The sequence below is a fragment of the Actinosynnema sp. CA-299493 genome (genome assembly GCF_050946825.1).
Lineage (GTDB): Bacteria > Actinomycetota > Actinomycetes > Mycobacteriales > Pseudonocardiaceae > Actinosynnema.
The window spans coordinates 1,651,065-1,668,855 of sequence record NZ_CP191993.1 but is presented as its reverse complement, the minus strand read 5'-3'; the positions used below and the strand labels follow the sequence as shown (position 1 = coordinate 1,668,855).

Below are 17,791 nucleotides of genomic sequence, written 5' to 3'. Positions count from 1 at the left end.
TTTCGAGGTCGCATAACGTACTCGACCGGCAGCCTAGTCGTTCACTCGAAATACTCGACGGCAACCTGGATTTCTTTTACTTCGAGCGTCACTGCACGATCGGCAATCTTGCCTTTTCGCTGCTCGCCTACCTTCGCTCCAAGAAGCAGTTGCCCAATCGGCGATCCCGTGGAGATCTCGTCGTCCGCGCTTTCTACGAGATAATCACTTGCAACTACAACCTCATCGTCTCCGCGGAAATCACTGCGCGAGTAGCGGACTCGGCAGCCGATGGCCACGACGTCGCCTGAAGGTGGTTCGGTGATAAGCTTTGCCTGGTTTCGGACACTCGTCAGCTTTTTCAACTGGCCGTATGCCGACTTGGCGAGCTGCTGCGCCTCATCGAAAGCAGGGTTGTCGTGCCATGTCTCGCTGGAGATGTCGGCCGTTGCGCCAATGCTGCCGAGGTTCTTCTTGTAGTTCTGCTCGACTTGCTCGATGAGCTCTTCCAGGCGGTGGAAGTCGCGCGGAAGAAAATACATTGGACTCGTCACCGAATCTCCCTCACTTACAGCACATTCGACCGAAAAGGATCGGCGATCTTACCATAGAAGTTGGTGTACCCGGTCATGTTGTCAGTCGATCGGACTAGCGGCCAGGACAAAACCCATGCGATGCACGTGCCGTTCAGGTTGGCCAAGATGCGGCTCTTCAATGAATGGCGGCGTATACGCTTCCCACCGTGGCAACCATCCATCCAAGTATCGCCAGATCTCGCCTTGCTCAAGATAGTGCTCAAGCGCTATATGAGTCACTGACACTGGCATGAAGTACTCCGCGCCAATTAGGCCACCAGGGCGAACGCAGCGCTTCAACGCACTCACGAAACGTTCGAGTGGGTGGTCATGGTTCATCGAATAGTGCCATGAGCAACTCGTCCAAAGCGCATCGCGTGCGAACAGATTGGCGGCCCTGATGTCCGTGTCAACGATGGTCAATCTGTCGTGGACGTCAGCCGCGCGCGCTGATGCCACCAAGCCATCGGTTTCGTACTTCTCGGTCGCCTTGCCTCGTACGACCCCCAAAGCGCCGTAGAGAGCTGAGCTGTTGACCTCAATTGCCGTGACGTCATAGCCAGCTTTCAATAGCGGTAGCACGAACTTGCCGTCAGCGGCTCCTACGACTGCTATGGTCTTGATACTTGGATCGCGGTCAATGGCATTCAGGAAAAGTGGAAAGAACGTTCGAGTCTCATCCCATTGCGAGCGCATACCTGCCCCCGGCGTAAGATCAATAAGATGCCTAACGAGAAACGTAACGAACGTCGGGGATCCCTAGCAGTACTTCGTCGTGGTCAGTAGGAAGGTAACGAACACCACCGTCCGTTTCTAAATCCCACACGAAGGCGTGTGCGTTCGTGCCGACTGCCTTGCATGACATCGTGAGCGCTCCGTCCGGGCTCATCTCGATACGAGCGATGCTGTCAGCTTTTTCCTCTGTGCCGCATGAGATCGCAGGCGGCTGCTCAAGCGTTTCAAGCAGGTCATCGTCGAGGAGGAGATTCAGTCGTTCGGAGCAGGCTGCCACGCTCTGCCGAACTGCTTCCATGTCGTCAACCACCAGATGCGAGTTCTGCTCAGCATTGCCCACCAGTCGAAGCTGATGCAGCTTCAGCTCCCCGACGCCCCTGTCTGCCAGCAGCTCCGTGAGCTCGGGAAGATCGTTCACGTTCAGACTCGTCACAGTCAGCGTCACGCCAACCTTAAAACCAAGGTTGGCGGCAAACTCGATAGTCTCGATTGCGTCGTCGTAGCTACCCGGCTTGCGAATTCTGTCGTGGGCGTCGCGAAGGCCGTCAAGGGAAATACGCAACTTGTCGAGCTTCCCCACCATCGCTGGCAACCTGCGACGCGCGACAGCGTGGCCGTTCGTACAGATTTCTGTGAGGAGACCCATGCGGTAAGCCTCATCGTTGATAGCCACCACACCGTCATGCAAGAACGGCTCACCGCCGAGCAACACCACTCTCGTAGTGGAATATTCGGCCACAAAGTGACGCATAATTTCAGAAGCTTGTTCCGCGGTGAGCCGGTCTTTGCGCTTCAAGTTCTCCCCGTGGAAGCAGTGGGCGCAATTGAAGTTGCACTGGTAGAGAAGCTGGAGGTAGAGGGTGGCGATGCGCTCGATGCCGGTCTCTTTGGTGATGCTCGACATAGCAGACCCTTCGGGAGGTGATGAATCCGCTGCCGGATTCAGGACAATCGGGGGTGCGATGACCGCGATGAACTAATTAGTTCCCAGTACTCCATTGAACACCGTAGCTCAGGTGCGGCTTTAGCCCGTGAAACTCGGTAGAGACTTCGCCAAGTCGATCAATATGCAGAAGATCCCCCGTGGGCACAAAGTCAATAGTCGCGAACCGCGGCACACCGTTCAGTCGCCAGACTGATGCTGGCATGTCGTTCGGGCCGAACTTCACCCGCAGATAGAAATGTGCACAAGGCAGAAGCGGTGCGAGCTCGTAGTACGGCAACATCCACTCACGCGGGTACGACGTAACGTCGACGCCATACTCATGTGCCTGCCCGAGATCGAGCGGCCGCGTCAACTTCATGGTGAACTTGGCATAACCTGGCGCCGTCTGCTCTTCGGCGACAATCTCTCCACCGTACGACACTTGTACTGAGATGCGGTGTGACCCGCCAAAGTCTGGCCGTTGCGGAGCGCTGAAGTAGATATCCAGTTCCTTAACTCCGTCGGTCGTGGCGATGACACGACGCTCTTCACGCAGCAGCGGAACGGGGCGGTCCATGAACACCGTCGACCGGACGGTGTGGTTGTACCACCCCGTGGGCATAAATGGGCTGGTGCCATCCTTGGTCATCTCATCGATCACTTCGGCCAGCATCCGGAACGCCGAGTCCACCCGCCGTATGGCGGTCTTCGGATCTTTCCGCATGAAGGCGGCAAGCCACGCGATGCGGTCTTCCAGGGTGATGCCGGGTGCTTCCGCCGCTAGCCCGAACGCCACCCTGGCCGCAAGCTTGCGGTCTTCGTCCAGCTCCTCGCACAGCTCCGTGATCTTGAGGATGATGGAGCGCCTGACGGTCATGGCCGTGTCCGCTTCGGTGAGCGCACAGAGCGCTCGCAGGCATGGCCCTACGCGGTCGCGGAGGTCGTCGGCGGCCAAGCCGCGTCCCTTGCGCAGCTCTTGCAGTTCCTTGACCGTCTCCGGGGTGGTAGCCATGCGTGCTCCTGGCGGCTCGTTGCGTTGTGTACGTAGCGCTATAGGCAGCTTGGCAGTTACGCGTATCGGTACAAGACACCCGAACGGACGCATGGGCATCTTGTGGACACGAAGGACAAAGTCTGGACAGTTGATCTTAAATATGCTGAAATAGAAATGGATGACACGGACACAAGGAGATCATGACCGAAATCAAGAGCGTTCGCCAGAAAATATAGCAATGCTTGGCGATGCCTTACTTGATGACTTCAGGGAAGCGGACGAGAAACTCCGGCAAGCCGAGACGACTTCAAGGCGTAGCGCTACGCCGGTGGATGAAGCTATCGAAGAGCACCATGACCAGTTTATGGGACTTTTGGCGGAACTGCCGAGCCGTGACATCGAGCTTGCACTGTATGTTTTTGAGAAGCTAACCGACAGCGATGCCCCTGAGGACCGCTACTGGGCGGCAACGTTCTTTCCGCATGTACTACGAGCCGACAAACGCATGGGGTTAAGCATTCTCACCCGCCTCATTAGCCGTGAGGAAACCGAGCATGCTGTCATGGATAAAGCGTGGGAGGAGTTGAGCACTGTCGCGTATAGCGATGATCTCAAGTTCAGTGAGGCTATCCAGTATATCGACACGTACCACGGGTTGCTAAGGGAGCGCTACCGAACCCGCGCAGAGCGTGCGCGTGGCAAAAGGCGTGATGACCACACCAGGTATGACAGCTTTCCTCCCTACTCATTCCCAACGCCAGGCGATGCCGCTGCACAGTCCGCCGAGCAAGTCGGCGACGACGAGCGACACGACACCTGAATCAGTGGCCGGTATCGCGATGCCCTCTTCAGGCGTCCCCGGCCTGACAATGCGGCTGAGTTGATGGTAGCCCCAGATAGTCTTCGGAAAGTCCCCCTCGAACTTCACGACAGGCCGAAAGTGTTTGGTTGGACTCTCGAAGGTCTGTCCGGCGAAATCTTCGAGCGGCGCTTCGTCGCCTTCCGCCTGCGGAACAGTTTCCCGGAAGGTGAAGGTATGTGCATCGCCGCGGTTGAGCACAGTATCGAACACGATCTTATGGAGCGTACCGTTCGGAAAGCTTTGCGGCGGTTCAAGCGTACAGCCGATCGGGTCGCTCAGTTCGGTCGGACTGTACGTTCCGTATACAAAGTGGTCTGCTCCATCGACCAGTGACACCACGGTGCGTGTCTGCTCGGAAGCGACAAATTTGCGGTCTCGGATGAGTGTGACCACCTGAAGGGCGGGCATGTAGTAGCCGCCATGGGGGATCGGCAAGTCTGTTGGCAGAGGCGGCGCACCGTAATAGCGGCTAAGCAACCGCAAAGCGAGTTCCTTGATCGCCCTATTCTCTGCTCGCGATAGCGTATCTGCCTGCTTCTTAACGAGCTTGCCATACTCTTTGCGCCGGTCTTGCGCGGTACCTTTGTGATTGCCGTCAAGGCCGAATACAGCCCACAACGCTTGGCCATCAGGGCTGATTCGCAGCTTCTGCATCGCCGACACAACACGCTCATAGATCGTCTCGATCGGCGGCTCTGGCCCCTCGGGGTCGCTGCATGCCTTGATCACTGCACCGGCATCGCGCAAGCGCTCGATGGTGAGCCCTACCCCCTGGCGGAGAGTAACAAGATCATTCTCGATCTCCCTCACCGCCGGGACTGCTGGAACCTTCTGCGACAACCTAGCCACCCCTCCAGTGATCAGTGAATAGCCTCTGACCTGCGTAAATCCGGGTTTCTTCCGAGTCAGCCACACAGCCTGCCCGGCTTGGTCGAATAGTGCCAGCACGTTGACGGCCGACAGTCAGCGTGTCACCCGGATGGACGAGGAGGTGAAGCACATGGGTTCTCACTGGATCTGGCTGCTGCTGGGTCTGGTGTGAGGCAGACGGAAGCGGGCACGGGTTCCTAGGCGCGTGGCCCGCCTCCGCCCTCGCACAGCCCACGGGTAGGTGCCCGAAGGTGCACCTACCAGGCTAGCCGTCCAGTCAAAATCTGGACAGGAGTTGTCTAGCTCGAAGCCCGGATGCTGAAGGAGCATCCGGGCTTCGCGGCATGTGGGCAGTCTGACTCTCCCACTGCGATATGCCATGTAGGTCCGTTTGCGCATTACGCGCCAGTTTTTGTCGCGGCGCAAGGCATGCTTTCCGCGAGCCACACGCACTAGCTTCTGCTGGCGAACCCGTTCGAAGGTTCTCCCTAGCAGCCGCCGACCTGCCATATTCGCAGCGGTTGGGTGCTATGCGTGAGCGAAAGGTGAAATTCATGTCGTTGTACTGCTTCCTGTCCCAAACAGCCACGCGGCGCCGGACGGCCGAGCTACTTGGTGTGCTCGCCGTCGCCTTGCTCCTTTCCGCGTGCGGCAACGCTCTCTCCCCACACGCCGACTTCACCGCCAACCAGCAGCTCCTCTCTACCTGTGACCCGGCGTCGTCGCCCGCGAGCTTGGTGGAGATCGACGGCACGGGGTCGAGCGCCAGCGACGCCATCACCGCAGAACGCATGACCGCCGTCGAGTCCATCGCCACGCGTACGGCTGTGTGCTCCGGCCGCTTGCGGGTGCTGGTCTTCTCCGCATCGAGCGCCGCCACGACCGTGCTGTTCGACGGCGACCTCAAGCAGGCCGGTGCCACGGACAACGCTCGCCTCCGCCGCGTACCCGAGGCAGTGAAGGGCCTCATGGACACCGTGCGTTCGGGCTACAGCTCGGCCGTGGCCTCGTTGCCGCAGGGCGCCAGCGACATCCAGGCCCAGTACCGCCTCGCCGCAGAGTGGAGGCAGCAGCTGGGCGGCAGCTACGCGCTCAACCTCGTCATCCTCAGCGACGGCTTCCAGACGGTTTCGGTCGACCTGGCCGCCAAACCGCTCTCCGTGGACGAGGCGAAGGCGCTCGCCGACCGGGTAGCGATGCCCAACCTCGCCGGTGCCTCGGTAACGGTGGCCGGGCTCGGCCGCATCGCCAAGGGCGCGCCGCCCTCGGCCATCGTCGAAGGCTTGGTGTACTACTACGACGCGTTGTGCGCCAAGGCGTCCGCTGCAACATGCGCCTCTGTGTCGGACTACGCCGAAGCTGGCCAGTGACGCACGTGACCAGCGAGCTGTTGCCGCCGCGCGGAAGCGGCGAGCCCATAGACGCCTGGAAACGCGAGGCGGACGCTGTAACCCTCCCCCGGCTGGCCGACGCCAGCGCCCTCCCTCGCCCCTCGACCGTCGGCACCACGTACGCCGAGCTGGAGCACGCGGCCCTGGCCGACGAGCAGGAGGCCAGTTGGTCGGCCGAAGGGGAACGAAGCGGCCGGGCGCATCGGGCGAAGGCGCGCGGCGTCGACCATCACGTCGAAGGCCTCACCCTGGCGCTCGGCGAGCGCGCGGCTGAACTGAGGGAGGCCCAGGCGGCCTACCAGCACGCAGCCGCGGTGCTCGGCCCGTACGTCCGCCGCGAACCAGGCGGCAAGATCAGATACTGGATCTGCTGGCCGCTCCTCGTCCTCGGCGACACGGCGGGAGTCTGGTCAGCCGCGGTGGTGCTGGGCGACATCGTGTTCATCGCGTTCTGGCAAGCGCTTGCGTCCGGTGTGGCCGCTGCGTGCGCTGGGCTTGTCGGCTCTGAACTCCGCGACATCCGGATGGCGAGGACTCGCCGCCGCGACCCCGACGATCTCACCGAGGATGAGCAGCGCTACCGCCGCTTGTTCACCACCACCGACGACGGCATGCCCATCGTGAAGCTCATCGGGCTCTTGTCGGTGCTCGTGGTCGCGCTCATCGGCGTAGGGATCTTCGCGCTCAGGAGCAGCATCGAGGGCCCGGCGGCTGGGCTGACCTTCAGCCTCTTGGCCGCCGCAACCGCGATCGGCTCGGGGTTGCTCGGCTACGCCGCAGCCGACGAGGTCGCTGACCTACTCGCCTCGATGGCCAAACGCGTCCGCCAAGCCGAGAAGCGCTACCTCAGCCTGGCCGCCTCACCGGTGTTCACCATCAAGGCGACGGCCGACGAGACGGCGGACTCGCTCACGCGGGAAGCCGCACACCGCGGCAACGCCGCCGCCAGGCGCGTGGAGTCGCTGGGCTGGCGCGTAAGCCGGAAGAACCCCCATGTGCTCGGTCACGGCTACGCGGTTGGCGAAACGTGCGGGCCTATCGGGTGGCGAGCGCGGCGGGGTGAGAACTCGTGAAGCGGCTGCCCCTGCTGCAACCGAGCACGCTGCTGTCACCGCAGCTGATCGGAGGCGAGGCTTCGGTCTCGCCTCCGGGCACCCCTCACCGCCAGATCGGCTTCGCTCTGGGTAACCCTGGTGAGCCGTCACCGGTGCCAACGCTGGTTATCGCGCTCGCCGACGACTCCGGCTCGGTGACCACCACCGGCGGCTCAGATCCGCTGGCGAACCGCTACGCCGAGATGCGCGAAGCCTTCCGGGTGGTGGCTCGCCGCACCTCCCGGCGCGAGCGTGGCGCCGTTCTGCACTTCGACACCCCGACCGACGCCGATGTCCTGCCGACACCGCTGACTCGTCTCGGCGTGCAGCGGCTTGGGTGCGGTCTCCGTGTCCCGCACCAGGTGTACGGCTCAAGCGAACTACTGCCGGGCCTTCGTCGGGCCGCTGAGCTGGCGCGGTCGTACGCCAACCACGAGACAACGCTCGTCGTGCTGTCGGACTTCGCCCTCCTGGACGCCGATCCCACTGCCGCCCTCCGTGAACTGCCTGCGTTCCCCGGCGACGTCCACGCCGTGGTGCTCGGCGGCTACGCATCCTCAGGGGCGTTTGACGAGCGCATCACTGTCACGTCCGTGACACACAAGGCCCAGCCAGGCGCCGTAGCGCGGGCATTGTTTCGGAGCCTGGTGCGGCACCGGCCTGGAAGCTGGGTGGAGGAGACGCCATGAAATTTCTCCTTCCCTCCGGAGGCGACGGGTCGCGCCCGCCGCTCGCCGGACGCCTTATTGGCCTTGCGATCGGGCTCGCGCTGCTCTCGCTCGCCGTCATGCTGGCGCTCGACGTCATCGCCGAACTGGTGGCTATCGCGGTACCGCTCCTCGGCGTAGCCCTTGTCTACGCCCTCATGTTCCGTCGCGGCCACAAGTAACCAGGCACGACCAAGAGAATCAATCAGAAATCATCAGACAGGAGACCTATGCCCAGACGAAGCCGCAAAAGCCTGGTTGGCAAGCATGAAGAGAACAACGCACGGCGAGAGGCCGACGAGTGGTGCAGGCAGCTTGAAGCTGCGCTCCGCAGAACCTGGAAGAGTACGAACCGACGACGCGATCCCAGGGGTCACGGCCTGCCGATCGGTGTTGTCAAATCAGCAAACCGGGTATGAAACCCGGCGACAGTTAGAGATAATAAGGACTGGACGAAAAGCTAGCGCCTCCAAGCTGGCGCAACCTGCGAAATGTCACTTCGCAGCGTCAAAGCCATGACGCGCTAGCCGTCCAAATACCAAACGCCTCGTAACGAGGGCTGCCTTCTATTTACACACATACCGCCTTGCTCCGTCAAGCCGGGCGTCGTTCAAGATGCGCACGCTTCCGCGTTTCGAGTTCATTCGACAAGGAGGTGACCAATGCCCGAGCCCGCCTCGGAACCCAATGTAGTTATTACAGCACAGCCGCACACGCACCCCGCCGTTCGGAAACTGGCTCGGGCGGTCATCGCCCTTGTCCGCTCGCGGCAAGTACCCACGAGCAGCCGAACCGAACCGTCACGGCAGCCGTCGGCCCCGAAGCCAGTCGACGGAGACACCGGGAAGGCGGCAACCCATGGCTGAGATCCTTTGGCGCGAAGCCATCCCTCCTGATCAACTCAGCCTCAAGCAGCTCACCGGACTGGTGCGGACGCTTGCCGGTCGACCGCGGTTCGGCCTCCGGCAGCAACAGCCGGTCGTGGTGTTCGAGCTGTGGCTCACCAAGGACACTGCACGCTGGCTGATCGGTGCCGACGAGCAGCTCGGCCGCCACTTCTTCAGCGACCTCGCCGTGCAACTGCCCGGCCTGTCGCTGACGTTGCTCCAAGATTCGCCGCGCCGTCTGCCGACGACAGCCCGCGAGGTACGGGCTTCCAGTGCTGCCTTCCCCCTCCGCCTCGACACGGCAGGGGCGCTCTCTGCCGGGCTCCTTGGTATCCGCAACCGGCTTGGCGCAGACGAAGTGCTTGTACTCCAGTGGGGGATCGGGCCAAGCCACACCCGTACCGCGCCACCGTCAACCTTCGCCCCGCTCGAAGCTCTCGGCATCATGGCCACCCCGAAACCGGCCAGCGGCGTGCAGACCGCCTGGAAGGAGAAGATCGCCGAGCCGCTCTACGGCGTCCGCGGACGTGTCGGCGCGGTTGCCGCCGACGTGTCGGCGCGGTTGCCGCCGACCTTCACCGCGCCAGCCAACTCATCGGGCCGGTGATGAGCGTTCTCGCGCTCGCCTCCGGGACGCATGCCCACCTCGGCGGCACCTGGCAGTCACGGCAGGTCGCGAAGCAACTCTTTGGTGTTGTTGGCAAGCAGCGAACCTGGAGCACGATCGCGAATGCGGCGGAGCTGGCCGCGGTGCTGGCGTGGCCAGTCGAAGGCACCAGGGCACCAGGGCGCGGCCTCGCGCTGAGCCCGCCGCCCACGTCGCTGCTCGTTTCGGCGGCTGAAGCCGAGACCACTACAGACCGGATCGTCGGTGTGAGCGTGCATCCAAGCAGCAAGGGCTTGGGCGTGCGGGTACCCGCCTCAAGCATTGCAAGCCATACTCATGTTATTGCGCCGACCGGGGCCGGGAAGTCCACGACGCTCGCTCGCTGGCTCCTGAAGGACATCGCCGCCGGGCACTCGATCTTCCTCATCGAGCCAAAAGGGGATCTTGTAAGTGACCTTTTGGCCCGGCTTCCAGCAAGCCTCCGCGCCAATGTCCGCCTCATCGAGCCGGGTGCGCCCGGCGCCGTCACGGGCTTCAACCCGCTTGCCGGGCCGCGGGAAGACGCCGAGCGGCGAGCCGACTCGCTAGTCGGCCTCTTCCGGGAGCTGTTCGGTACGGCACTTGGCCCGCGTTCATCCGACGTGCTGCTCCACGCCCTCATCATGGCGGCGCGTCTCGAAGACGGCACGCTCACCGATGTCCCCTTGATCCTGACAAGCAGCGGCTTCCGCCGCCGGGTGCTGGCCCAGGTCAGCGATCTGCTCACTATCGCGCCGTGGGCAGCTTGGTTCGATCAGCTATCGGAGTTGGAGCGCTCGCGCGTCGTCATGCCGATCCTCAACAAGACGAGGGCCTGGACAGCTCGCAGTCCCATCCGCCAGCTTCTCGGCGCACCCAACCCCGCCCTACGTTTCGACGACCTCTATGAGCAGCAGCACGTCGTGCTCGTCAGCCTCAACACCGGCATCGTGGGCCCGGAAACTGCCCGGCTGCTGGGTGCCCTCCTCTTAGGACAGCTCCGGGAAACCATCCAGCGGCAAACCACCCGGCCAGCCGCCGAGCGCCGCCCTGTGTCCGTCGTCGTGGACGAGTGGCAGTCTTTCGTGGCCGGTATGGACTTCGGTGACATGCTCGCGACCGCTCGCGGGATGCGAACCGGGTTCACCCTGGCCCACCAACTACTCCCCCAGCTCACGCCAAGCCTCCGAGCCGCCGTCCTCGCCAACGCCCGTTCACGCGTCGTCTGGCGTCCAGCCCGCGCCGACGCCAAGGAACTTGCCAGCGTCCTCGGCGACGGTGTTTCACCAGACGACCTCATGCGCCTCCCCGCGTACCACGCCGCCGCCCAAGTGCTGACGAACGGGGCAGTCAGCGACCCGTTCGCCGTGAACACCCCGCCGCTGCCCGCGCCCACCGAGGACGTGGAGGCAGCGCGACGGGAGATCAGCGAGCGCTTCGGCACCGCCCCAGAGGAGATCGACGCCTACCTCACGCAGCGGTGGCGCGGCGACGGTGACAAGCCAGCAACCGACCAGATCGGAGTAAAGAAACGGAGGAGCTCATGATGCACACAGCACCTACCGCTCGCCCTACCTATCGAAGCAACCTCACAGCCGCTTGGCCACGACAAACCCTCATCTCGCGTCAACGACACTTCGCCCCACGCGGAGGCAGTTGGTGAGTGCGCGGGCACGAGCCGTCCGGCTCCTCGACCGCCTCTCTGAGCGCGACACCGCCATCCTCGGTGATCTTGATCGCCTGCGACTCGTGACCGGTAAGCAGCTCCGTCGCCTCCACTTCGCCGATGGCGATCCGGTCACCCAGGCACGCAAGGCACGAGCCGTCATGCGGCGGCTCAGCGATCTCGGCGTCATCGTGCGCCTGGAGCGCCGGGTCGGTGGCATGCGGTCTGGGAGCGAGGGCTTCGTCATCGGCCTCAGCGGCTGGGGCTTCGCCGTCCTCGACGTGGTGCACAACCGGCAGCGTCGTCATCGGCGGGTTATCGAGACGAAGCCCGCCTTCCAGAGCCACATCCTCGCGGTGAGCGAGCTGTACGTCGACCTGGTTGAGCACAGCCGCCAAAGCGGCCACGAACTGCTGGAGTTTGCGGGCGAGCCAGATGCCTGGCGCCGCTTCGGCGGGCTCGGCGGCGAAGCCATCACCCTCAAGCCCGACGCCTTCGTACGACTTGGGATCGGCGACGTCGAGGTGCTGGCGTTCATCGAACAAGACCTCGCAACCGAGTCGCTGCCGACGATCGCCCGCAAGCTGGCGGTCTACGTGGCGTATTGGCGTAGCGGGCAGGAGCAGCGCCAGCACGGTGTCTTTCCGCGGGTGTGGTGGCTCGTGCCGACGACTGGCCGTGCCGAGGCCATCCAGCGCGCAGTCGCCGGACTCGCCCGCGAAGCCCAGGCCCTTTTCGCCGTGTGCCTGGCCCATGGGGCAACAGCAGCGCTCACCCATCTACCGACGGAAGGAGGCGGTGTATGAGCGCGTCGAACGAACTCCCGCTCGGCCAGGTACTCATCGGGGACGCGCGCACGCTGCTTGATGACCTGCCTGCAGCGTCGGTGGACTGCGTGATCACGAGCCCGCCGTACTGGGGGCTCCGGAATTACGGACACGACGGACAGATCGGCGCGGAGCCCACCGTGAACGAGTGGGCCGACGAGATCGCGGCCTTGTGTGAGCAGCTCGCCCGCGTGCTCACACCGACGGGTGCCCTCTGGCTCAACCTCGGCGACAGCTTCGCCCGCCATCCACGTGACGGAGCCAAAAGAAGAGTTTGCTGCTGGCTCCTCAGCGGGTTGCCATCCGGCTAACCCAAGCTGGCTGGCTGCTCCGCAACCAGGTGGTGTGGGCGAAGCCGAACCCGATGCCGTCCTCGGTCATCGACCGGCTCACCACCACGCACGAGTTCCTGTACTTCTTCACGAAGCAGCCCCATTACTACTTCAACCTCGACGCGATCCGCGAGCCAGCGGTCACCAAACCGCACGGCGGTCGCAAGGGACAAGCAAGCTATCCACCCCGGCATGCCGTACCCAGCGTCGGCGTTGGCACGACCCCGCGGATCGATCTCAACGAAGGGCTCGCGGGCATGAAGGCGCGCGGCCAGGAAAGCCATCCGCTCGGTAAGAACCCAGGCGATGTCTGGTCTATCGGCACCGCCAGCTTCCGGGGTGCGCACTTCGCCACCTTCCCGGCTGAGCTGGTGCGCCGCCCGTTGCTCAGTACGTGTCCGGAGCGGGTGTGCACCGTCTGCGGCCTCCCGTGGAGGAAGGCACGTCAGGTGATCAACGGGCGGGCGCTTGCCACCGGGCCGCTCCAAGCAGCCTGCCGTCACACGACCTGGCGGCGCGGACGAGTACTCGACCCGTTCCTGGGCAGCGGAACGGTCGGTTTGGCCGCCGAGGAACACGGCCGCGACTGGCTTGGCTGTGAGCTGAACCCCACCTACGCCGCGCTGGCGAACGAGCGGCTCGACGCCTGGCGCAGCAAGCAACCACATAACCGAAAGGAGGACAACTAGATGGAACGACAACCAAGCTTCGAAGGAGGTGAACGCCCCGAGCATGAGTCGCGGCCCGAGATCTACAAGTTCAACCCGACCGACCGCATCCACCTCGGCATCATCGGCGCGATGATGGGCGACGACGATCTTCTGATCGACCCGCACACCGCTCGCCTGATCGCCGAGGTCGTTCGCACGGACGCCACACCAGCCCTCGACCTGTATGCCGAAACAGGTCGAGTGGCAGGAAGTGCGGCTTACCAAGAGCTCATGCGTCTCCGCGCCGATCCGGCCGTCAACGAGGTACACACAGAGTGGCTCGGATGGTTGAGCCAGTACTGGCTGGGCGTCGAACGCCAGTACACCGAACAGGGCGAACTGTCTGGTGGTGGCGAGCGGGAGCACCAGTATGAGCCGCAGGTGTACGTCACCGACCTGGAGAGCCTTGAGCGTCGGATCTACCACAGCCTGTGGGTCGATGCTGACCAACCAGCGGCGGACATCGAAGCCGACATTGCCGCCCTCCTGAGCAGTTCACCAACCGTCGGCGCGAAGCGGTGGGCGGTCAGCGCGCACAAGGACTTCGCGGGTCTGGACATGAGCGGGTTCCAGAGCGCCGAGATCATCTCGCGCATCGCTCGTGGCATCCGCGAGCACGGCGCACCGTTCGCTGTCTGGGTCACGATCGCTGGCACGGAAGACCTAAACCGCCTCGACAAGTTCAGCGACTTCTACCTGGCCAGCTACGCGTCGCTCGAAGACTGGGTGCGCGAGGTGGCAGCCGATCTGGAGTGGGACAAACACCTAGACGAGGTGATCGACCCGCAGGTACGAAAGTACGTCGCGATCGACTACGGCAGGTTCGCCGCCGACGCGGTCGAACGCTGGGATGTCGTGCGCGGCCACGACGACCGCATCCACGTCTTCATGCGCTGAACTCCGTACGGCCACTCCTCGGTGGCCTGTGGCTGCTCATCCACGCCCACGACTCACGCGGGCATGGGCAGTCACACCAAACCGAGGAAGGAGCAGGTCGTCATGACAGAGCCGCGGAACGGCGGCGTGAAGACGCTCGGGATCAAGATCCCCGACGCCCTCCACGCCCAGTTCACGCTCGTTGCCCAGCTCGACGGCATCAACCTGGGGGATGCCGCCCTCAGGGCCGTCGAGCACTACGTGCAGAGCAAGCGAAGCGCGCCGGACTTCGCCGAGCGGGCCAGGAAGGCGCTCGAGGAGATCGAGCGCGAGGCCGCCGCCCGGCGCGGTGCCATCGAAGGGTTGTTTGGCAGTGAGGAGATCGCCTCGCCGCCGAAGGCCGCTGGACGGGCGCGGAAGACGGACAGCGAAGGGCAGTCAGCGTCGTAAGAATTCTCCACTTCGAAGGGCGACAGGTAGCACTCGTTGCTGCTGCCTGTCGCCACACACCACAGCATAAATGTAGAAAAAGCAGCACTTGCCAGATTAGGGCAGGATTACCTGTCTTGGCACTTCCTTGAGAAATTGAGAGAATCAACATGGAGGGATCCATGCATGAATGATGAACAGGAAATTCCAGCAGACACCAGCTACGAGCAAGAGCGGTCACCCGCAACCGACGTGCGACTAAGCGACGTCGCTAGATGGAACGACGCAAGACAGCGGAAAATTGATGAGCTTCGCACTAAACAACTTCCCGAAGATTATGAAGCTGTCGGCCTGCCGTCAGTGCGGCTTGCCGCCGCCAACGAGCACCTGCCTCGGGCTGGCCGCCAGGCATCGAACCGACAGGAGCGTCGCAGCAGTCCCATCGCCTTCAGTTACCTGCGTGTCAGCACAAAGGAGCAGGCAAGGCGGGGCGGCAATGCCGAGGGTTATTCGATCCCAGCTCAGCGGGCAGCGACCATGGTCAAAGCTGATCAACTGGGTGCCACCATCGTGCAGGAGTACGTCGACGCAGGCGACTCGGCACGCTCGGCCGACCGTGACGACCTCCAGCGCATGCTCCGTGACATCAAGACCATTAAGCCCGACTACGTCATCATTCACAAGATCGACCGACTGGCACGAAACCGTGAAGACGACATCGCGATCAACGTCCTCCTGAAGCGCCACGACGTACAGCTTGTGTCATGCATGGAGAACATCGATGACACACCGAGCGGCAAACTGCTCTACGGGTTGCTTGCCGAAATCGCCCAGTTCTACTCGGGCAATCTTGGCCAAGAGGTCATGAAGGGCCTGCTCGCGAAAGCCGAGGAAGGCGGGACACCCTACCGCGCACCTTTGGGATATCTGAACTACCGCGAACTTAAGCACGGCGTTGAACGGGCCTGGGTTGAACTCGATGCCGATCGCTACGAGGTCGTTCGTTGGTGCTTTGAGCAGTACGCGACCGGTGAGTGGACGGTCGCCGATCTTACCTTGGCTGCCCAGGACAAGGGGTTGACCAGCCGCCCAACGGCGACCAAGCCAGCTGCGCCGATCGCCCTCAGCACGATGCACCACATGCTGCAGAACCCGTACTACATGGGCATCGTGCCCTACCGCGGTATCCACTACGAGGGCTCGCACACGCCGCTCGTTGAGCCCGAGGTCTGGTTGGCTGTACAGGACATCCTCGCCAGCCGCACCAACGGCGGCGAGAAGGATCGCAAGCACCCGCACTACCTTCGGGGCAGCATCTACTGCTCAGCCTGCGGTGGCCGCCTGGTGTTCTCTCAGAACAAGGGCAACGGCGGCATCTACGAGTACTACTTCTGCGTCAAGAAGAAGACCAAGGCGAACAACTGCACGCGCCGGGCTGTGCGGGTCGCTCGCATCGAAGACGCTCTCATCGACTTCTACAGCCACTTTCGTCTCCAGCCACAGATCGTGAACTTGCTCCGGACGGCCGTCGCCAGTGAGCTGGCCGCTCGTGCGGCCGACGCCGAGCGCGGTACCCGTCGGGCACGGAAGCGCAAAGTTCAGCTCGAAGCCGAGCGCCACAAGCTTCTCCAAGCGCACTACGCCGGTGCCATCCCTGCGGACTTGCTGGGCAGCGAGATGCAGCGCTTCACGCGCGAGTTGGCGGAAGCCGACAGCGAGCTGTCCGCCGCCCGCAGTTCAGAGGCTGACGTTCTGGCCACGCTGGAAGCCGCACTCCAGGTAGCCGAACGTATCCAGTTCGGCTACCTGGAGGCACTGAACCCGGTGCGGCGGCAGATCAACCAAGGGTTCTTCAAGAAGCTGTTCATCGGCGAAGACGGCTCGGTCGAGCGAGCCGAGCTCCAAGAGCCGTTCGCCAGCTTGAACCGCGCTGTCGAGCAGGCTGCGCGCTTGGCCTCCGGGCGAGAGGCGGCCGTACCGGGGTGCCGAGGCCGTCGAGGAGACGCAGACGGCTGAGCCAGGGAGCTCGTGGCTCGTCCGGCGAGATACTCCCTCAAGCGTCTTGGTGGCGTCGTCCGGGGACGACGCCACGACAGAGAGTGATACGAAAACCACGCACCGTAATTTCCTTTCGGTGCGTGGTTTGAATGAGGCCTATGTGGTGGGCGCGGCAGGATTCGAACCTGCGACCGCTCGGGTGTAAACCGAGTGCTCTTCCGCTGAGCTACGCGCCCCCGAAGCGCCGGCCGGGCGGTGGCCGGCGCAGGACGGGATCAGGACAGGGCGGCCACGGCCTTCTTCCACGCCTCCTGGTCGCGTGGTTCGCCGGGGGCGTTCACCTCGGCGTAGCGGACCACGCCGGCCAGGTCGATGAGGAACGTGCCGCGGTTCGCCAGACCCGCCTGCTCGTTGAACACGCCGTAGGCCTGGGCCACCTGCCCGTGCGGCCAGAAGTCCGACAGCAGCGGGAACTGGTAGCCCTCTTGGGACGCCCACGCCTTCAAGCTGAACGGTGTATCCACGGACACGCCGATGACCTGCACGTTCTCGTCCTCGTAGGCAGCCAGCTCGTCGCGCACCTGGCACAGCTCGCCGGTGCAGATGCCGCTGAACGCGAACGGGTAGAACACCAGCAGCACGTTGCGCTCCCCGCGGAACGAGGACAGCGTCACGGGCTGCTTGTTGTAGTCGTTGAGCGTGAAGTCAGGGGCCTGCGCGCCTACCTCGACCATGCAACCCTCCACTGGAACCGTGCAACCCGAAGAACGGGCTCCACCCGATCGGGGAGCCCGCCGTCGAGCCTAGGGCATGGCGGTCGGTGTGCCTTCTCCGCGGTTAGCGCTTCGTCTTGGCCGACTTCGGCGAGACGAGCCTGGTCGCGGACCAGTCACCGCTCACCGTGATGTTGGAGGTCTGGGCGAGTCCCGCGGTGGACACGGCCTCGGCGATGTCACTCGGCTCGACGTGACCGGCCCGACCTGTCTTGGGCGTCAACACCCAGATCACGCCGTCGTCGGCCAGGGCCGTGGTGGCGTTGATCAAGGCGTCGGCGAGGTCGCCGTCGTCCTCGCGCCACCACAGCAGGACAACGTCCATGACCTCGTCGGAGTCCTCATCGAGCAGATCACCGCCCACCCGCTCCTCGATCGCGGCACGGAGGTCGTCGTCGACGTCCTCGTCCCAGCCGATCTCCTGGACCACGCTGCCCGGTTCGATCCCGAGCCTGTCGGCGACACCGATCTTGCCGGCGTCTTCCGCGGCGACCACGGCTTCCACTCCTCCAAGTACACAAGAGCGGCAGCCGGGT

The 17,791-nt window shown here is 63.5% G+C and carries 20 protein-coding genes and 1 tRNA gene; 13 read left to right on the top strand and 8 right to left on the bottom strand.

The features are described 5' to 3' along the window. Positions 1 to 41: 41 nt before the first annotated feature. From ACQPYE_RS08045 to ACQPYE_RS08030, 4 genes are all read right to left on the bottom strand, one after another. Positions 42 to 533 (bottom strand): GreA/GreB family elongation factor, encoded by a 492-nt coding sequence (locus ACQPYE_RS08045; protein WP_498720315.1) that lies wholly within the window; start codon positions 531 to 533, stop codon positions 42 to 44. 81 nt (positions 534 to 614) lie between these two features. Further along, a complete protein-coding gene (locus ACQPYE_RS08040; protein WP_498720314.1) occupies positions 615 to 1,250 on the bottom strand; it encodes a class I SAM-dependent methyltransferase in 636 nt (211 codons plus the stop codon). Between the two features lie 31 nt (positions 1,251 to 1,281). Continuing rightward, positions 1,282 to 2,193, bottom strand: coding sequence for a radical SAM protein (locus ACQPYE_RS08035; protein ID WP_498720313.1), 912 nt, complete (start codon positions 2,191 to 2,193; stop codon positions 1,282 to 1,284). A 76-nt stretch (positions 2,194 to 2,269) separates the two neighbouring features. Further along, positions 2,270 to 3,226 carry a hypothetical protein gene (locus ACQPYE_RS08030; protein ID WP_498720312.1) on the bottom strand — a complete coding sequence of 319 codons (957 nt, stop codon included), beginning with the start codon at positions 3,224 to 3,226 and terminating at the stop codon, positions 2,270 to 2,272. 160 nt (positions 3,227 to 3,386) lie between these two features. Between ACQPYE_RS08030 and ACQPYE_RS08025 the strand changes: the two genes are divergently transcribed. Further along, positions 3,387 to 4,028: a hypothetical protein gene (locus ACQPYE_RS08025; protein ID WP_498720311.1), complete on the top strand. Its 642-nt coding sequence runs from the start codon at positions 3,387 to 3,389 to the stop codon at positions 4,026 to 4,028. On the opposite strand, the gene ACQPYE_RS08020 is transcribed toward ACQPYE_RS08025, so the two are convergent. Next, entirely contained in the window at positions 3,954 to 4,880 is a 927-nt protein-coding gene (locus tag ACQPYE_RS08020; protein WP_498720310.1) for a hypothetical protein, read from the bottom strand. The two genes, ACQPYE_RS08025 and ACQPYE_RS08020, sit on opposite strands and share 75 nt — an antisense overlap. A gap of 614 nt (positions 4,881 to 5,494) precedes the next feature. Here ACQPYE_RS08020 and ACQPYE_RS08015 point away from each other — a divergent pair. The 12 genes from ACQPYE_RS08015 (at position 5,495) to ACQPYE_RS07960 (ending at position 16,500) form a co-directional block, all read left to right on the top strand. After that, the gene (locus ACQPYE_RS08015; protein WP_498720309.1) at positions 5,495 to 6,310 is read left to right on the top strand and encodes a hypothetical protein; all 816 of its coding nucleotides are present in this window, start codon (positions 5,495 to 5,497) and stop codon (positions 6,308 to 6,310) included. A 5-nt stretch (positions 6,311 to 6,315) separates the two neighbouring features. Then, positions 6,316 to 7,404 carry a hypothetical protein gene (locus tag ACQPYE_RS08010; RefSeq protein ID WP_498720308.1) on the top strand — a complete coding sequence of 363 codons (1,089 nt, stop codon included), beginning with the start codon at positions 6,316 to 6,318 and terminating at the stop codon, positions 7,402 to 7,404. Beyond that, positions 7,401 to 8,114, top strand: a complete 714-nt coding sequence (locus tag ACQPYE_RS08005) for a hypothetical protein (protein WP_498720307.1) — start codon at positions 7,401 to 7,403, stop codon at positions 8,112 to 8,114. The genes ACQPYE_RS08010 and ACQPYE_RS08005 overlap by 4 nt, the downstream gene beginning before the upstream one ends. Further along, the gene (locus ACQPYE_RS08000) at positions 8,111 to 8,314 is read left to right on the top strand and encodes a hypothetical protein (protein ID WP_498720305.1); all 204 of its coding nucleotides are present in this window, start codon (positions 8,111 to 8,113) and stop codon (positions 8,312 to 8,314) included. The genes ACQPYE_RS08005 and ACQPYE_RS08000 overlap by 4 nt, the downstream gene beginning before the upstream one ends. 676 nt (positions 8,315 to 8,990) lie before the next feature. Next, on the top strand, positions 8,991 to 9,626 hold the full coding sequence (locus tag ACQPYE_RS07995; RefSeq protein WP_498720304.1) for a hypothetical protein: 636 nt from the start codon (positions 8,991 to 8,993) through the stop codon (positions 9,624 to 9,626). Next, positions 9,626 to 11,191 carry a type IV secretory system conjugative DNA transfer family protein gene (locus ACQPYE_RS07990; RefSeq protein WP_498720303.1) on the top strand — a complete coding sequence of 522 codons (1,566 nt, stop codon included), beginning with the start codon at positions 9,626 to 9,628 and terminating at the stop codon, positions 11,189 to 11,191. The genes ACQPYE_RS07995 and ACQPYE_RS07990 overlap by 1 nt, the downstream gene beginning before the upstream one ends. Before the next feature lie 112 nt (positions 11,192 to 11,303). Further along, a complete protein-coding gene (locus ACQPYE_RS07985; protein WP_498720301.1) occupies positions 11,304 to 12,116 on the top strand; it encodes a replication-relaxation family protein in 813 nt (270 codons plus the stop codon). Then, a complete protein-coding gene (locus ACQPYE_RS07980; RefSeq protein ID WP_498720300.1) occupies positions 12,113 to 12,448 on the top strand; it encodes a DNA methyltransferase in 336 nt (111 codons plus the stop codon). Before ACQPYE_RS07985 ends, ACQPYE_RS07980 begins: the two co-directional genes overlap by 4 nt. Continuing rightward, the gene (locus tag ACQPYE_RS07975) at positions 12,412 to 13,158 is read left to right on the top strand and encodes a DNA-methyltransferase (RefSeq protein WP_498720299.1); all 747 of its coding nucleotides are present in this window, start codon (positions 12,412 to 12,414) and stop codon (positions 13,156 to 13,158) included. The genes ACQPYE_RS07980 and ACQPYE_RS07975 overlap by 37 nt, the downstream gene beginning before the upstream one ends. Further along, positions 13,159 to 14,076 carry an antirestriction protein ArdA gene (locus tag ACQPYE_RS07970; RefSeq protein WP_498720297.1) on the top strand — a complete coding sequence of 306 codons (918 nt, stop codon included), beginning with the start codon at positions 13,159 to 13,161 and terminating at the stop codon, positions 14,074 to 14,076. A 102-nt stretch (positions 14,077 to 14,178) separates the two neighbouring features. Next, entirely contained in the window at positions 14,179 to 14,505 is a 327-nt protein-coding gene (locus ACQPYE_RS07965; protein WP_498720296.1) for a hypothetical protein, read from the top strand. Positions 14,506 to 14,670: 165 nt separating this feature from the next. Continuing rightward, positions 14,671 to 16,500, top strand: coding sequence for a recombinase family protein (locus ACQPYE_RS07960; protein WP_498720294.1), 1,830 nt, complete (start codon positions 14,671 to 14,673; stop codon positions 16,498 to 16,500). 143 nt (positions 16,501 to 16,643) lie between these two features. On the opposite strand, the gene ACQPYE_RS07955 is transcribed toward ACQPYE_RS07960, so the two are convergent. From ACQPYE_RS07955 to ACQPYE_RS07945, 3 genes are all read right to left on the bottom strand, one after another. After that, a tRNA-Val gene (locus ACQPYE_RS07955) sits at positions 16,644 to 16,718 on the bottom strand. Between the two features lie 39 nt (positions 16,719 to 16,757). Beyond that, positions 16,758 to 17,216 (bottom strand): peroxiredoxin, encoded by a 459-nt coding sequence (locus ACQPYE_RS07950; protein ID WP_498720292.1) that lies wholly within the window; start codon positions 17,214 to 17,216, stop codon positions 16,758 to 16,760. Between the two features lie 103 nt (positions 17,217 to 17,319). After that, on the bottom strand, positions 17,320 to 17,751 hold the full coding sequence (locus ACQPYE_RS07945) for a DUF3052 domain-containing protein (protein ID WP_498720291.1): 432 nt from the start codon (positions 17,749 to 17,751) through the stop codon (positions 17,320 to 17,322). Positions 17,752 to 17,791: the final 40 nt, after the last annotated feature.

What these genes read in the sequence shown, in the direction of transcription:
- ACQPYE_RS08040 (WP_498720314.1), bottom strand. Translation starts at nt 1,250, where the DNA reads ATGCGCTCGCAATGGGATGAGACTCGAACGTTCTTTCCACTTTTCCTG.
- ACQPYE_RS08035 (WP_498720313.1), bottom strand. Translation starts at nt 2,193, where the DNA reads ATGTCGAGCATCACCAAAGAGACCGGCATCGAGCGCATCGCCACCCTC.
- ACQPYE_RS08030 (WP_498720312.1), bottom strand. Translation starts at nt 3,226, where the DNA reads ATGGCTACCACCCCGGAGACGGTCAAGGAACTGCAAGAGCTGCGCAAG.
- ACQPYE_RS08025 (WP_498720311.1), top strand. Translation starts at nt 3,387, where the DNA reads ATGACACGGACACAAGGAGATCATGACCGAAATCAAGAGCGTTCGCCA.
- ACQPYE_RS08015 (WP_498720309.1), top strand. Translation starts at nt 5,495, where the DNA reads ATGTCGTTGTACTGCTTCCTGTCCCAAACAGCCACGCGGCGCCGGACG.
- ACQPYE_RS08000 (WP_498720305.1), top strand. Translation starts at nt 8,111, where the DNA reads ATGAAATTTCTCCTTCCCTCCGGAGGCGACGGGTCGCGCCCGCCGCTC.
- ACQPYE_RS07995 (WP_498720304.1), top strand. Translation starts at nt 8,991, where the DNA reads ATGGCTGAGATCCTTTGGCGCGAAGCCATCCCTCCTGATCAACTCAGC.
- ACQPYE_RS07990 (WP_498720303.1), top strand. Translation starts at nt 9,626, where the DNA reads ATGAGCGTTCTCGCGCTCGCCTCCGGGACGCATGCCCACCTCGGCGGC.
- ACQPYE_RS07980 (WP_498720300.1), top strand. Translation starts at nt 12,113, where the DNA reads ATGAGCGCGTCGAACGAACTCCCGCTCGGCCAGGTACTCATCGGGGAC.
- ACQPYE_RS07970 (WP_498720297.1), top strand. Translation starts at nt 13,159, where the DNA reads ATGGAACGACAACCAAGCTTCGAAGGAGGTGAACGCCCCGAGCATGAG.
- ACQPYE_RS07965 (WP_498720296.1), top strand. Translation starts at nt 14,179, where the DNA reads ATGACAGAGCCGCGGAACGGCGGCGTGAAGACGCTCGGGATCAAGATC.
- ACQPYE_RS07960 (WP_498720294.1), top strand. Translation starts at nt 14,671, where the DNA reads ATGAATGATGAACAGGAAATTCCAGCAGACACCAGCTACGAGCAAGAG.
- ACQPYE_RS07950 (WP_498720292.1), bottom strand. Translation starts at nt 17,216, where the DNA reads ATGGTCGAGGTAGGCGCGCAGGCCCCTGACTTCACGCTCAACGACTAC.